16 protein-coding genes and 1 tRNA gene are annotated in these 14,660 nt (G+C 54.2%); 8 read left to right on the forward strand and 9 right to left on the reverse strand.

Features of this window, described 5'->3' with window-relative positions; translation table 11 throughout:
* The first annotated feature begins 52 nt into the window (after positions 1-52).
* Positions 53-577 carry a lipocalin family protein gene (locus IAI47_RS17275; RefSeq protein ID WP_008925397.1) on the forward strand — a complete coding sequence of 175 codons (525 nt, stop codon included), beginning with the start codon at positions 53-55 and terminating at the stop codon, positions 575-577.
* A gap of 55 nt (positions 578-632) precedes the next feature.
* Here IAI47_RS17275 and IAI47_RS17280 read toward each other — a convergent pair whose 3' ends face one another.
* From IAI47_RS17280 to efp, 3 genes are all read right to left on the reverse strand, one after another.
* The gene (locus IAI47_RS17280) at positions 633-767 is read right to left on the reverse strand and encodes an entericidin A/B family lipoprotein (protein ID WP_003848302.1); all 135 of its coding nucleotides are present in this window, start codon (positions 765-767) and stop codon (positions 633-635) included.
* 101 nt (positions 768-868) lie between these two features.
* Positions 869-1,000, reverse strand: coding sequence for an entericidin A/B family lipoprotein (locus tag IAI47_RS17285; RefSeq protein ID WP_003848306.1), 132 nt, complete (start codon positions 998-1,000; stop codon positions 869-871).
* A gap of 51 nt (positions 1,001-1,051) precedes the next feature.
* Positions 1,052-1,618: an elongation factor P gene (gene efp / locus IAI47_RS17290; RefSeq protein WP_008925396.1), complete on the reverse strand. Its 567-nt coding sequence runs from the start codon at positions 1,616-1,618 to the stop codon at positions 1,052-1,054.
* 43 nt (positions 1,619-1,661) lie between these two features.
* Between efp and epmB the strand changes: the two genes are divergently transcribed.
* On the forward strand, positions 1,662-2,690 hold the full coding sequence (gene epmB / locus IAI47_RS17295) for an EF-P beta-lysylation protein EpmB (protein ID WP_033743098.1): 1,029 nt from the start codon (positions 1,662-1,664) through the stop codon (positions 2,688-2,690).
* 53 nt (positions 2,691-2,743) lie between these two features.
* Here the strand turns inward: epmB and IAI47_RS17300 are convergent, their stop codons facing one another.
* The 4 genes from IAI47_RS17300 to IAI47_RS17315 form a co-directional block, all read right to left on the reverse strand.
* On the reverse strand, positions 2,744-3,091 hold the full coding sequence (locus IAI47_RS17300; protein ID WP_008925394.1) for a DUF4156 domain-containing protein: 348 nt from the start codon (positions 3,089-3,091) through the stop codon (positions 2,744-2,746).
* Between the two features lie 323 nt (positions 3,092-3,414).
* The gene (groL, locus tag IAI47_RS17305; protein WP_008925393.1) at positions 3,415-5,064 is read right to left on the reverse strand and encodes a chaperonin GroEL; all 1,650 of its coding nucleotides are present in this window, start codon (positions 5,062-5,064) and stop codon (positions 3,415-3,417) included.
* A 49-nt stretch (positions 5,065-5,113) separates the two neighbouring features.
* Positions 5,114-5,407: a co-chaperone GroES gene (locus IAI47_RS17310; RefSeq protein WP_003848316.1), complete on the reverse strand. Its 294-nt coding sequence runs from the start codon at positions 5,405-5,407 to the stop codon at positions 5,114-5,116.
* Between the two features lie 229 nt (positions 5,408-5,636).
* Positions 5,637-6,098, reverse strand: a complete 462-nt coding sequence (locus tag IAI47_RS17315) for an FxsA family protein (RefSeq protein ID WP_181405311.1) — start codon at positions 6,096-6,098, stop codon at positions 5,637-5,639.
* A 328-nt stretch (positions 6,099-6,426) separates the two neighbouring features.
* Here IAI47_RS17315 and aspA point away from each other — a divergent pair, with 328 nt between their 5' ends.
* From aspA to IAI47_RS17345, 6 genes are all read left to right on the forward strand, one after another.
* Positions 6,427-7,863, forward strand: a complete 1,437-nt coding sequence (gene aspA / locus IAI47_RS17320; protein WP_003848319.1) for an aspartate ammonia-lyase — start codon at positions 6,427-6,429, stop codon at positions 7,861-7,863.
* 111 nt (positions 7,864-7,974) lie between these two features.
* Positions 7,975-9,276 (forward strand): anaerobic C4-dicarboxylate transporter, encoded by a 1,302-nt coding sequence (locus IAI47_RS17325; protein ID WP_008925391.1) that lies wholly within the window; start codon positions 7,975-7,977, stop codon positions 9,274-9,276.
* A gap of 64 nt (positions 9,277-9,340) precedes the next feature.
* Positions 9,341-9,655, forward strand: a complete 315-nt coding sequence (gene cutA / locus IAI47_RS17330; protein ID WP_003848322.1) for a divalent cation tolerance protein CutA — start codon at positions 9,341-9,343, stop codon at positions 9,653-9,655.
* Positions 9,631-11,331 carry a protein-disulfide reductase DsbD gene (locus IAI47_RS17335; RefSeq protein ID WP_008925390.1) on the forward strand — a complete coding sequence of 567 codons (1,701 nt, stop codon included), beginning with the start codon at positions 9,631-9,633 and terminating at the stop codon, positions 11,329-11,331. The genes cutA and IAI47_RS17335 overlap by 25 nt, the downstream gene beginning before the upstream one ends.
* Positions 11,332-11,393: 62 nt before the next feature.
* Positions 11,394-11,972, forward strand: coding sequence for a transcriptional regulator (locus IAI47_RS17340; protein WP_003848326.1), 579 nt, complete (start codon positions 11,394-11,396; stop codon positions 11,970-11,972).
* Between the two features lie 107 nt (positions 11,973-12,079).
* Positions 12,080-12,155 (forward strand) — tRNA-Phe (locus tag IAI47_RS17345).
* Between the two features lie 533 nt (positions 12,156-12,688).
* Here the strand turns inward: IAI47_RS17345 and IAI47_RS17350 are convergent.
* Both IAI47_RS17350 and IAI47_RS17355 read right to left on the reverse strand, forming a co-directional pair.
* Positions 12,689-14,080 (reverse strand): VasL domain-containing protein, encoded by a 1,392-nt coding sequence (locus tag IAI47_RS17350; RefSeq protein WP_008926678.1) that lies wholly within the window; start codon positions 14,078-14,080, stop codon positions 12,689-12,691.
* 108 nt (positions 14,081-14,188) lie between these two features.
* Positions 14,189-14,659, reverse strand: a complete 471-nt coding sequence (locus tag IAI47_RS17355; RefSeq protein ID WP_008926677.1) for a hypothetical protein — start codon at positions 14,657-14,659, stop codon at positions 14,189-14,191.
* Position 14,660: the final 1 nt, after the last annotated feature.

The raw sequence follows: 14,660 nt of genomic DNA on the forward strand, positions 1-14,660 counted from the left end.
ACAGCGTTTCAGCTTCTATACTTAAGCGGTTAAATCACAAAGGAATCCCACTATGTCTCCATGGAAAACAGTTGTTGCCAGCCTGAGTGCTTTTCTCTCAGTCGCCTGCAGTACTACGCCGCCAAAAAACGTCACGGTCATAGATAACTTCGACAGCCAGCGCTACCTTGGTCAGTGGTATGAGATTGCCCGCCTTAATCACCCTTTTGAGCGCGGCCTTCAACAGGTAACGGCAAACTACAGCCCACGTGAAGATGGCGGTCTGAAAGTGATCAATCGTGGCTACAACGTTAAAAAGCAGCGCTGGCAGGAGAGCGTGGGCAAAGCCTATTTCACTGGTGAGCCACAGCGTGCATCCCTGAAGGTCTCTTTCTTTGGCCCCTTCTATGGCGGCTACAACGTTATCGCACTGGATCCCGATTATCGCTATGCGATGGTGTGCGGCCCGAATCGCCACTATCTCTGGATACTGTCACGCACACCGCAGCTGGAGCCGGGCGTTAAAGAGAAACTGGTTGAACAGGCACGTCAGAACGGTTTCCCGGTGGAAGAGTTAATCTGGGTAAAACAGAAATAGTGCAAAAGCTGGCAAGCCGGTACGAAAAGCATTTCGTACCGGTTGGAATAACAGGTTACTTCGTGCTGTTCTGAATCGCCTGGCCACCCGCTTCGACATCTTCACCGACGCCACGTGTTGTATTACACGCCGTCAGCAGAGAAGAGAGCACCAGTACAGAGAAGATTGCGGCAATACTTTTCTTTAACATAACAATGTCCTTTTTGATGGATGTAAAGTACAGCGCTTTAAGCATAGCCGGATTTACGGCAGTTGCTGCTGGCGCGACTCTAAAAAAGACAATCCGTTAGGTCATTTTGCCGCACGGGAAATGGCACCACCTAAGTGGGAGACGTCTTCGCCAAAACCGTGGAATGTGTTGCAGGCGCTTAACGCAGAAGAGACCAGCAACGCGAACGCGATTAATTTTGCCAGCTTGATCATTTTTTTCTCTCAGACAAGAAAAAGGCGCATCCGGAGATGCGCCTGCGAATCTTATTTCACGCGTGACACGTATTCGCCAGAGCGGGTGTCAACTTTGACCACTTCGCCCTCTTGCACGAACAATGGCACTTTCACCACGGCGCCGGTAGACAGCTTGGCTGGCTTGCCGCCAGTACCCGCAGTATCACCTTTCAGGCCAGGATCGGTTTCGATAACTTCAGCTTCGATAAAGTTCGGCGGCTGAACGGCGATCGGGCGACCGTTCCACAGCGTAACGATACACTCAGCGTTATCCTGCAGCCATTTCGCTGCATCGTTTACCGTTTTCTCTTCAACCTGGAACTGCTCAAAGCTTTCCGGGTGCATGAAGTGATAGAACTCACCGTCGTTGTACAGGTAGTTCAGGTTGGTATCTACAACGTCTGCGCCTTCGGCGGAGTCGGTAGATTTAAAAGTTTTCTCAACGCGAGAACCCGTCAGCAGGCGACGCATTTTAACGCGTGCGAATGCCTGACCTTTACCCGGTTTAACGAACTCACTGGATTCGATGGCATACGGCTCGCCTTCGAACATGATTTTAAGACCGGGACGGAAATCGTTGCTAGAATAAGTCGCCATGAAGGCCCTCTACGAAAATTGACACTGGTACTAAGCCAAAAAAATGGCACACATTGTAACCCTAAAAACACCTTCCAGAGAAGATTGGTTGCAGCAACTTGCGGATGTTGTCACCGAACCTGATGAATTACTGCGGATTTTAGCCCTGGATCAGCACACCGAGCTGGCTGAAGGTGCGGATGCGCGGCGTCTTTTCGCCTTACGGGTACCGCATGCGTTCATCCGCCGGATGAAAAAAGGCGATGCGCACGACCCACTGCTGCTTCAGGTACTGACCCGTCGCCAGGAATTCATCGATGCGCCAGGTTATAGCACCGATCCGCTCGATGAACAAAGCAACGTTGTGCCTGGATTGCTGCATAAATACCGAAACCGGGCATTATTGCTGGTAAAAGGCGGTTGTGCCGTTAACTGCCGCTACTGCTTCCGCCGTCATTTTCCCTATCAGGATAATCCCGGCAATAAGCGTAGCTGGCAGGCTGCACTGGACTATATCGCCGAACATCCCGAGCTGGATGAGATCATTTTTTCCGGCGGCGATCCTCTGATGGCCAAAGATCATGAGCTCGCCTGGCTGATCGCCGCGCTGGAACAGATCCCGCATCTCAAACGTCTGCGCATTCACAGCCGCTTACCGGTCGTTATACCGGCGCGTATTACCGAACAGCTCTGTCAGATGCTAAGCGATACCCGACTGCAGGTGATTATGGTGACGCATATTAACCATGCGCAGGAGATTGATGAGGCGCTGCGTGAGTCGATGATCAGGCTGAAGCGTGCCGGTGTGACCCTGCTGAATCAGAGCGTGCTGCTGCGTGGCATCAACGATAATGCCCAGACGCTGGCTACCCTGAGCAATGCGCTGTTTGATGCCGGTATTCTGCCCTACTATCTGCACGTGCTGGACAAAGTCCAGGGCGCCGCGCATTTCTTTGTCTCAGACGACGAGGCACGCCAGCTGGTTCGGTCCCTGCTCTCACAGGTCTCCGGCTATCTGGTGCCAAAGCTGGCGCGTGAAATCGGCGGTGAGCCGAGTAAAACACCGTTAGATTTGCAGTTACGTCAGGAATAAAAACGGCCAGCGCAAGGCTGGCCGGTTGAATACGGTAGGATGCCCGACTCACACTATGGGCACTTATAAACCTGGCCAGTCATTTTGCTGTCGAGTGGCGCGAACGCGGACAACAGATTCTGCGTCGGGCTGGTGGCACCATAAATCACGTTGCCGCCCATCTCGGCTGCACGATTGCGCAGATCATTGGCCGCACCACGCAGTGCGCTGGTTTCACCGCCTGCACCGCTCAGCCAGTTGCTCTGTGAGCCGGTGATATTGCCCAGAAGCTGACAGTTATTGCCAGGCTGCTGATCGGTAAACGTCACACGCTGCCCCGCTGAAGAGAGTTGCGTAGAGCTGCTGCAGCCCGCCAGCAATAACGCGCCAGCCGTCAGTCCGAGCAAGAGGTTAATCCGCATTGTAATCCCCATTTATTATCATCAGAGTCGGGTGGCAGCGTAGCAGAAAAAGATCTCTTTTTTCTGAACATTCATTGCCTTAATCCCGTTATATCATCTTCATATTTCATACTGTATTCAGGCCAGCAGAGTGGCGCGTCCCGGTAACTTACGATAATAAGTCCATCCGGCGAGGCGGCAGCAGTCAGCGTGCAGACAGCGGAAGATATCAAGAGGAAAGACGAACGATTGCGACACTACTTATACTATTTTCCCGCCCAAAAGAAAAACCCCCGACCGTTTCCGATCGGGGGTTCTGTGATGACTTAAGCAGTCAACGGCAATTACATCATGCCGCCCATACCGCCCATGCCACCCATACCGCCAGCGCCGCCGCCTAAATCAGGTGCGTCGCCTTTAGGCATGTCAGTGACCATACATTCGGTGGTGATCATCAGACCTGCAACTGAGGCCGCGTACTGCAGAGCAGAACGGGTCACTTTGGTTGGGTCCAGGATACCGAAGTCGATCATGTTGCCATACTCTTCAGTCTGCGCGTTGTAACCGTAGTTACCGTCGCCCGCTTTCACGTTGTTAGCAACAACAGATGGCTCTTCACCGGCGTTAGACACGATCTGACGCAGTGGAGATTCCATCGCGCGCAGCGCAACTTTGATACCGACGTTCTGATCTTCGTTCTGACCACGCAGATCCGCCAGCTGTGCTGCAACGCGAACCAGCGCCACACCACCACCTGCAACCACGCCTTCTTCTACAGCAGCACGGGTTGCGTGCAGCGCATCTTCAACGCGGGCTTTCTTCTCTTTCATTTCAACTTCAGTTGCTGCGCCTACTTTCAGAACGGCTACGCCGCCTGCCAGTTTCGCTACGCGCTCCTGCAGTTTTTCTTTGTCGTAGTCAGAGGTTGCTTCTTCGATCTGCTGACGAATCTGGGTGACACGGCCCTGGATTGTCGCTTCTTCACCCACACCGTCGATGATGGTGGTGGTGTCTTTGTTGATCACAACGCGTTTAGCCTGGCCCAGATCTTCCAGAGCCGCTTTTTCCAGCTCCATACCGATTTCTTCAGAGATCACGGTACCACCGGTCAGGATAGCGATATCCTGCAGCATCGCTTTACGACGGTCGCCGAAGCCTGGTGCTTTCACAGCAGCCACTTTCACGATGCCACGCATGGTGTTAACCACCAGCGTTGCCAGCGCTTCGCCTTCAACATCTTCCGCGATGATCAGCAGTGGTTTGCCTGCTTTCGCAACGGCTTCCAGCACTGGCAGCATTTCACGGATGTTAGAAATTTTCTTGTCAGCCAGCAGGATGAACGGAGATTCCAGTTCAATCGCACCGGTTTCTGGCTTGTTGATGAAGTAAGGAGAGAGGTAGCCGCGATCAAACTGCATACCTTCAACCACATCCAGCTCATCCTGCAGGCCGGTGCCTTCTTCAACGGTGATCACGCCTTCTTTACCGACTTTTTCCATCGCCTGAGCAATCAGCTGGCCTACAGTTTCATCGGAGTTAGCAGAGATGGTACCCACCTGCGCAATGGCTTTAGAGTCTGAGCAAGGCACAGACAGCGCTTTCAGTTTCTCAACTGCAGCGATAACCGCCTGGTCGATACCGCGCTTCAGATCCATCGGGTTCATACCCGCTGCGACCGCTTTCAGGCCTTCGGTGATGATAGACTGAGCCAGTACGGTTGCAGTGGTGGTGCCGTCGCCTGCAGCGTCGTTCGCTTTAGAGGCCACTTCTTTCACCATCTGCGCGCCCATGTTCTCGAACTTGTCTTCCAGCTCGATTTCACGTGCCACAGAAACACCATCTTTAGTGATGGTCGGTGCACCAAAAGATTTATCCAGAACCACGTTACGGCCTTTCGGGCCCAGGGTAACTTTTACTGCATCTGCCAGTACGTTCACGCCACGCAGCATTTTTACGCGTGCGTCATTACCGAATTTTACGTCTTTAGCTGCCATCTTTAAATATCCCTTAAATTCGTTTCGTTCAGTGAATTACGCGTAAAAATTACGCTTCAACAACGGCCAGAATGTCGCTCTCAGAGATGATAAGCACCTCTTCGTTGTCGATTTTCTCGGTTTTAGCACCGTAACCTTCATTGAAGATCACGACGTCACCAACCTTCACGTCCAGCGGCTTAACGTCGCCACTCTCAAGGATGCGACCATTGCCGACAGCCAGAACTTCACCACGGGTGGATTTACCGGCTGCAGAACCGGTCAGCACGATGCCGCCAGCTGATTTAGCTTCAACTTCTTTACGCTTGACGATGACGCGATCGTGCAATGGACGAATTTTCATTTGATAGCTCTCCTTTGAGAAGTCCAATCATTCAGTTTTGGGGTTGAACACCGGGCTGCATGGCTTCCGGCCTCGTGACCAGAGAGATAGGGCCGCCACCACCCACTTTCAAGGGGGCGGACAACAAATTTTTTTATCCGGATGTGATAAGTGGTGACTTTTTAAACAGATGATGGGGTAAATAAAAAACGCAACCCGGAGGTTGCGCTTTCAGAGGCTTAAACTGCGGTTAACGATCCTTGTGATCGTCATGGTGCTCAAGGCGATCGCTATTTTTACGCTCGAACTCGCCATCCATGGTATAGCCGCTATCAGGGCCAGCACCCGGTCCGCGCCAGACGCGCAGATGGGGCATCAGTTTCAGCGTCAGATGCTTCTGTACCGGTGGCAGCAACAGCAACAGACCCAGCAGATCAGTGAAGAAGCCAGGCAACAGCAGCAGGAAGCCCGCGATGATCAGTGACACGCTTTTTATCATCTCACTGGCCGGGCTTTCATTACGCGCCAGCTTCTCCTGCATCAGCATAAAGTTCTTCATGCCCTGATTTTTGACCAGCGACACCCCGATGCACGAGGTGAACACCACCAGAAGCATGGTAAGCAGCACGCCCATGACGTGTGCCACCTGAATGAAGAGTGAAATCTCTATCCAGGCCAGAATAAAAAAGACTAATAACGGTATCCAGCGCACCGTACTCTCCTGTAAGTAGGGGCTGAACGGCAGCGTGCCGGTCAGCAGAAAGCGTTCATCCTGAGGATGATAAGAAAAGAGATGGGCACCCGCGCCGCCATTTTCAACCGATCGTATCAAATTTATCCTGCGGGGTTAATTTTGTAACCAACTTCACATATCGTTAACCAGACTGCAGCATTAAGTGATCTGCATGCGTGCTTTTCTTAAGCATCAGAATATGATCGCACACGCCCCTTTGAAGACGGATAATATGTCGGCACGGGCACACCACGACAAAATAAACACATCCTTTGTGATGGTTAGCGGCAACAATAAGAAGGTTATCATGGCGAACAACATTCGTATCGAAGAAGACCTGTTAGGCATGCGCGAAGTTCCGGCGGATGCCTACTATGGCGTTCATACTCTGCGTGCGATTGAGAACTTTTATATCAGCAACAGCAAAATCAGTGACATTCCTGAATTTGTCCGCGGCATGGTGATGGTCAAAAAAGCAGCGGCGATGGCCAATAAAGAGCTGCAGACTATTCCGCGCAACATTGCCGATACCATCATTAAGGCCTGCGACGAAGTGCTGAACAACGGCCGCTGTATGGACCAGTTCCCTGTTGATGTCTATCAGGGCGGTGCCGGAACCTCGGTCAACATGAACACCAATGAGGTGCTGGCGAACATCGGCCTGGAGCTGATGGGCCATCAGAAAGGGGAATATCAGTACCTCAACCCCAACGATCATGTGAACAAATGCCAGTCTACCAACGACGCCTATCCAACCGGTTTCCGCATCGCGGTCTACAGCTCTCTGCTGAAACTGCTTGATGGCATCAGCCAGCTGGCCGAAGGCTTCCAGCACAAAGCTGATGAATTCCAGACCATCCTGAAAATGGGCCGCACCCAGCTACAGGATGCCGTGCCGATGACTCTCGGTCAGGAGTTTCACGCGTTCAGCGTACTGCTGAACGAAGAAACCAAAAGTATTCTGCGCACCGCTGAACTGCTGCTGGAAGTGAACCTGGGCGCGACTGCCATCGGTACCCGTCTCAATACGCCGGATGGCTATCAGCATCTGGCTGTACAGCGTCTGGCGGAAGTCAGCAACCTGCCAGTAGTACCGGCGGAAGATCTGATTGAAGCCACCTCTGACTGCGGCGCTTATGTGATGGTCCATTCGTCACTCAAACGTCTGGCCGTGAAGCTCTCCAAAATCTGTAACGACCTGCGCCTGCTCTCATCCGGTCCGCGCGCGGGTCTGAACGAAATCAACCTGCCAGAGCTGCAGGCGGGCTCCTCCATCATGCCAGCCAAGGTCAATCCGGTGGTGCCGGAAGTGGTAAACCAGGTTTGCTTTAAAGTGATTGGCAATGACATCACCGTCACGATGGCCTCTGAAGCGGGCCAGCTGCAGCTCAACGTGATGGAGCCAGTTATTGGCCAGGCGCTGTTTGAGTCAATCAGCATCCTGACTAACGCCTGCTACAACCTGCTGGAGAAGTGCGTCAACGGCATTACCGCCAACCGCGCGGTGTGCGAAGCCTATGTCTTTAACTCGATTGGTATCGTCACTTACCTCAACCCTTACATCGGCCACCACAATGGCGACATCGTCGGCAAAATCTGTGCGGAAACCGGTAAAAGCGTGCGCGAGGTCGTGCTGGAGCGTGGTCTGCTGACGGAAAGTGAACTGGACGATATCTTCTCGGTACAGAACCTGATGTACCCGGTTTATAAAGCCAAACGTTATACCGATGAAAACGAACAGTAAGGCTTAACCGACGCAGGTTAACCAAAGGCATACCGCGATCAAAACGGTGTGCCTTTTTTTTTGGTACACAGCACACCCCGGTTTTACCGATTTAATGTTCAGGAGTGATTCATGTTTGTGGTTGAGCTGATTATCGTCTTGATGGCGATCTGGTTGGGCGCACGTCTTGGCGGCATTGGCATTGGCTTTGCTGGCGGGATGGGCGTGTTGATCCTGACGCTGGGATTTGGCATGGCACCCGGCGCTATCCCGTTCGATGTGATTGAAATCATCATGGCGGTGATCGCGGCTATCGCTGCGATGCAGGTGGCCGGCGGCATGGATTATCTCGTCAGCCTGGCTGAACGCCTGCTGCGGCGTCATCCGCGCCATGTCACGCTGCTGGCCCCGCTGGTCACCTACCTGATGACGCTGCTGGCCGGTACGGGTCATACTGCGTTCTCGACGCTGCCAGTGATTGCGGAAGTGGCGAAGGAGCAAGGCGTACGCCCTTCCCGGCCGCTATCGATTGCAGTAGTGGCTTCACAAATAGCGATTACTGCGTCACCGATTTCAGCCGCCGTGGTCTTCTTCGCCACACTGCTTGAACCGCGCGGTATCGGCTATATCACCCTGCTGGCGATTGCCATCCCCTCAACCATGGTGGGTCTCTTCCTGGCCGCGCTGGTGACTAACTTCTTAGGCCGTGAGCTGAAAGATGATGAGGTTTATCAGGCCCGCCTCGCCAAAGGCGAAGTCACGCTGCGTGGCGCCAGCCGTTACCAGGCAAAACCGGGCGCGAAAAAATCGGTGCTGCTGTTTCTGACGGGCATTGTGGCTGTGGTGCTCTATGCCACCGCAACCAGCGCCAGCGTCGGGTTAATCGTCAATCCACCGCTGCCGCGCAATGAAGCGATTGTGGTGTTTATGCTGACCATCGCCACACTCATCAGCCTGACCTGCAAACTCGACACCAGTGAGATCCTCAGTGCCAGCACCTTTAAATCCGGCATGAGCGCCTGCATCTGCGTAATGGGCGTCGCCTGGCTGGGTGATACCTTTGTAAAAGCGCATCTGGCCGAGATTCAGATGCTGGCTGGTGATACGCTAAAAACCTATCCATGGATGCTGGCACTGGTGCTCTTCTTCGCTTCGATGCTGCTCTATTCGCAGGCCGCCACCACCAAAGCCCTGATGCCCGCCGCGCTGCTGCTGGGCGTGACGCCGCTGACGGCCATCGCCTCCTTCGCCGCCGTTTCGGCGCTGTTTGTGCTGCCGACCTACCCGACCCTGCTGGCCGCCGTTGAGATGGATGACACGGGCTCAACCCGGATTGGCAAGTTTGTCTTTAACCATGCCTTTATCATTCCAGGGGTAATTGCCATTGCGCTGTCGGTGCTCTCTGGCTTCGTCTTCGGTGGGTTGCTGTTATAGCCCGCTCATCGTGTTACGGATGGAGCGTGCTATCATCGCCGCTCTTTTAAACAGGAGTCTCAGGATGAATGCTGTCGTTATCCTCTGCACTGCGCCTGATCAGGCCACGGCAGACCATCTTGCCGCCTTAGCGCTGGAGGCCAGACTGGCAGCTTGCGTGACACTGCTGCCGGGTGCCACATCCTGGTATCTCTGGCAGGGCAAAATGGAGAAGAGCAGCGAAATCCAGATGCTGCTGAAGTGCGACAGCGATCATCAGCAGGCGCTGTGTGAATTGCTTAAAGAAGCACATCCTTACGATGTCCCCGAATTGCTGGCGCTGCCGGTTCAACATGGAGATAGTGAATACTTGTCATGGCTGCACGCATCTCTCGCTTAATTACGCTTCTGCTGACGCTGTTTATCTGTCTGCAGGCGCACGCATCCCTCTTTTCTAATCCGGCGACCAGCCGCTTTGTGCCCGTTGATCAGGCGTTTACGTTTGACTTCGACCAGCAGGGCGCTCAGCTTAATCTGCACTGGAAAGTGAAATCGGGCTATTACCTCTATCGCCAGCAAATCCACATCACGCCGCAGAACGCGACCCTCGCGCCGCTGACGCTACCGGCTGGTCAGCCGCATGAGGATGAATTCTTTGGCAAAAGTGAGATCTATCCGCAGGACCTGACGCTGCCTGTGATACTGCAACAGGCGGGCACCGGTGCCACACTCAGCGTGACATATCAGGGTTGTGCCGCCGCCGGGTTCTGTTATCCCCCCGAGACGCGCAGCGTACCGGTGAGTGCGGTAGCAGCCAGCAGCGCACCTGCGCCGGTCAGTGCACAGCCCACGCCCGCTAATCCGCTGCCCTTTTCCCCGCTCTGGGCGCTGCTGATCGGCATCGGCGTGGCATTTACGCCCTGTGTGCTGCCGATGTATCCGCTGATCTCCGGCATTATCCTGGGCGGAAATCGCCACTATTCGCTGGGCCGGCTATTTGCGTTGGCGATGGTTTATGTTCAGGGAATGGCGCTGACCTATACGCTGCTGGGCCTGGTGGTCGCGGCCGCGGGCCTGCGCTTCCAGGCCGCGTTGCAGCACCCATATGTGCTGTTGACGCTCTCCGTGCTGTTTATCGTGCTGGCCCTGTCGATGTTCGGCCTGTTTACGCTGCAACTGCCCTCGAGCCTGCAAACCCGTCTGACACTGTGGAGCAATCGTCAGCAGGGGGGATCGCTGCCCGGCGTCTTTCTGATGGGCGCGCTGGCCGGCTTGATCTGCTCGCCCTGCACCACTGCCCCGCTTAGCGCTATTTTGCTTTATATCGCGCAGAGCGGAAATCTTTGGGCCGGTGCCGGGACGCTGTGGCTCTACGCGGTCGGCATGGGATTACCGCTGATCGCTGTAACCCTGTCTGGAAATCGACTGCTGCCGAAAAGCGGTCCGTGGATGCAAACCGTCAAAGAGGGCTTTGGTTTTGTCATCCTGGCGTTGCCAGTCTTCCTGCTTGAGCGGGTACTGGGCGACGTGTGGGGATTGCGACTCTGGAGTCTGCTTGGCGTGGCGTTCTTTGGCTGGGCGTTCAGCGTCAGCCTGCGTGCCAGCAGCGGTAAGTGGCGCGTGGTGCAGATTGTCATGCTGGCTGCGGCGTTAATCAGCGCACGTCCGTTACAGGACTGGGCATTTGGCGGTCAGGCGGTACAGCATGCTGTGGCACCGCTGCCGTTCCAGCCCCTCCAGACGCCGCAACAACTCGATAGCGCGCTGCAGCAGGCACATGGTCGCATCACTATGGTCGATCTCTACGCAGACTGGTGCGTCGCCTGCAAGGAGTTTGAAAAATATACCTTTAGTGATAGCGCCGTGCGCGATAGCCTGAGCAAGGTACAGCTACTACAGGCTAACGTCACAGCCAACAGCGCCAGCGACAACGCGCTGTTGCAGCACCTTAGGGTGCTGGGCTTACCGACCATTTTGTTCTTTGATGCGCAGGGCCGTGAAATCACCGACTCGCGCATCACCGGGTTTCTCAATGCCGCCGATTTCCAGGCGCATTTGCAGAAACTTACCCCATAAACAACACTGGACAGGTCATTGCCCGGCGAAATTGCCGGGCCTGCATACCAGAGGAGAGTCACTTGCAGCGTGAACAGATACTCGAGCATGCATTGAATGTGCTTGAACAGAACGGCCTCGCCGCCACCCTCTCATTGGAAACCCTGGCGGGAGAGACTGAATTAACGCTTGATCGGCTTCAGCAGTTCTGGCCCGATCGCGACGCGCTGCTTTATGATGCGCTCCGCTATCACGGCCAGCAGATTGAAACCTGGCGCCGTCAGATTCTGCTGGATGAATCTCTGTCGCCGGATCAGAAACTGATGGCACGCTATGAAGTCCTGAGTGAGCAGGTCAGCAAAGGCCGTTTCCCGGGCTGCCTGTTTATCGCCGCCTGTAGCTTCTACCCTCAGCCCGATCAGCCCATCCATCAACTGGCCGAGCAGCAAAAACGCGGCTCATGGCAGTTCACCCATGACATTCTGGTGCAACAGGAGCTGGATAACCCAGGTATGGTGGCCGATCAGATGGAACTGATCCTTGAAGGTTGTCTGAGCAGGCTACTGGTGAAGCGTAATGTGCAGGATGTCGCCACCGCTCAGCGGCTGGCGGAGGATGTCTACAGCATCGCGCTGTGCCGCAAAAATGGCGCGCTGGCCTGAGGTTTTACCTGCTTTGACTGAAATTCAGGCAATCAGTCACGTTTCCTGGGGTTTTTTAGTGAAAGCCGTTGACGACCCGCAGCCTTTACGGTTTAATGCGCCCCGTTGCCCGAATAGCTCAGTCGGTAGAGCAGGGGATTGAAAATCCCCGTGTCCCTGGTTCGATTCCGGGTTCGGGCACCACAATTTAAAGAAACCCGCCTCTGGCGGGTTTTTTGCGTTCTGGAGCGAACCCGTTATCGAAGGTTCGATATACTCGCCACATCCTGTGGCTCGCCCTACGGGTCGCGCAGGCGCGCAATGCAAAAATGCTCCCGGCATTTTTGTCCGGGTTCGGGCACCAAAATTTAAAGAAACCCGCCTCTGGCGGGTTTTTTGCGTTCTGAAGCGAACCCGTTATCGAAGGTTCGATATACTCGCCACATCCTGTGGCTCGCCCTACGGGTCGCGCAGGCGCGCGAGGCAAAAATGCTCCCGGCATTTTTGTCCGGGTTCGGGCACCACAATTTAAAGAAACCCGCCTCTGGCGGGTTTTTTGCGTTCTGAAGCGCCAGATTCTACACCTCAGCAATACTTTTTATGCCACTCATCTCCGCTAATGCCGATCCGCATTTCGTGCCTGACTCCGTTTGATGGTCAGTGATCTCGGGTGATGGATCAGATCGCCCGCCATATCTCTTTGGGTAAACGAATGAATTAACGAGTTTCTCCCGCGCTTACTCTTTAGCGGTCTGTTTTATTTCCGCATAGCGGGCTATCAATTGTTTCAGGTGCATCTCCAGTTGAACTCTGGCTGTAACAGGTAACGGTAAACCGGCAGGATTTGCGGACAACTCGCGCAGTTGCTCCTCAGCCGGTATGGATCGATTAAATGACTGCATTGAGGAAAAGACCACTGACTTCAGCTCACTCACCGTCATATATTTTCCCTTTTTCTCATCCAGCCCGTTTAGCCTGTCACTCAATTTCTGTAGCGCCGTCATCCCCTCATGCCAGCCATTCAGGCGTTCTGTCGGTAGTGCTGCAGCATTAAGCTGTTGCTGCCAGTGCAATGCCATAGATGTTGCCTGCTCTGGCCACAGTACCCTGGCCTGCTCAATCAACAGACGGCTATAGTCAATATTCCAGTCAGCAGGTAATTCATCCAGCCGGGCAAGCTGCTGCTGCGTCTGAGTGAGGAGTTCCTCGGGTAGTGGAGACTGCTGGCGTAATTGCGCCAGTTTGTCAGGCGCAAGAACTGCAGGTAATGGTGCCAGCGAGGCGGCAAGCTGAACCCTCAGCGGGGAAGGCCGTTGAATAAGGTGCCAGCTCCACAATGCGGCAGCGCTTATCAGCAGCATGGTACACATCCCGGCCATAAAGGATTTCCACTGTTTCACCGGCGTGGGCACTGTCGCCAGCACATCCACATTCGGCTGCGGTTCCGGCTGCGCAACGTACACCCATTTCACTGTGCCGCCTGGCGTCTGGATATCTTCAGGCGAACCATCCGTAAGCTCTCTGGTGGATGCGGCAGCCGCATTCGTCACGGAAGCTGGCGACACAATACCAGACTGATTTTTTAACCCTGAACAGGTTGTATCATCACTGTTTTCCAGCCGGACAGCACTGTTGTGCAGCAGTGTTCGCAGGGTATCAAGCTGGCTCAGATGCTTAAGCTCCAGACGCTGTAATACTTCTCCCAGCCGGGTAAGTTTTTGCTCTGCATGATAAAGCTGGCTGAGGTCGCTGTAATTCAGCGGGATCATACGCATCAGTTGATGCAGACGCTGACTCAGACTGCTGAGAATTTCCATACGAGCATGGACAGGCTGAGGCCATAGCACACCCCACTGATGGCTTATCAGCGCTTCCAGTATCGCCAGCCCTTCATTGAGACCGAATAATCCGGTTAGCTGCGTGCGGGCCAGCGTATACCAGGCCACTGTCTGTAGCTCCACTCCATTTTGTTCAAACAGCGAGAGGCAAAGTTTTTCGACATAATGCCAGTTAACATCAGGACGCGCCGGATGTGTCAGCTTACTCAGTTCATCGCGAAGGGCGGCGTAATCCGATAGCGTACGCGGATCGCCACCGGTTTTAATTTTACGTTGGGTGATGTCATTCATGACAGGTTGTCCATTTGACGGATCTGAAACAGTGGAAGAGGGTTTGTATAGGGAGTTGCGGATTCGCTTTCAGATTGTGTGATTCTGCAGAAATAGTGGTACTGACCGCTACGGCAGGAGCGCCAGAATCAGATTAAAAAACGTGCTTTCATCGAAATGCTGTACTGCCAGAGATAAAGCATCTGGCGACATAAAAGACCAGCCACCCGAATTACCTGACCGCATGCACAAACGCCCCAGGAACGTTATGCCGCCTGCTGCATGGAGCGTTACCTCCACACATCCGGTCACGCCCTGACCGTAAAGAAATAGCGGCATAAACTTTACGATCCTGTCGTCGTGACGCAGAACGATAGCAGAAATATCAAAAACCCCACTCTCCACCAGCAGGTCCGTCACGGATGTACTGAGCGTCTCTACCTTCAGTCCGGTATCCACCAGCCACACGTCGATCTGCTCCTGAAGCTGCGTCATTCGCAGGCGAAACTCCGCGATATCGGCCTGCGTTTTGCTGGTAAACGAGACAGGCGCGGGTTGTCTGGCCCGTAGTTTTTTGAGGAACTGCGATTTTACTGTCATG

The organism is Pantoea sp. MT58 (assembly GCF_014495885.1).
Lineage (GTDB): Bacteria > Pseudomonadota > Gammaproteobacteria > Enterobacterales > Enterobacteriaceae > Pantoea > Pantoea eucalypti.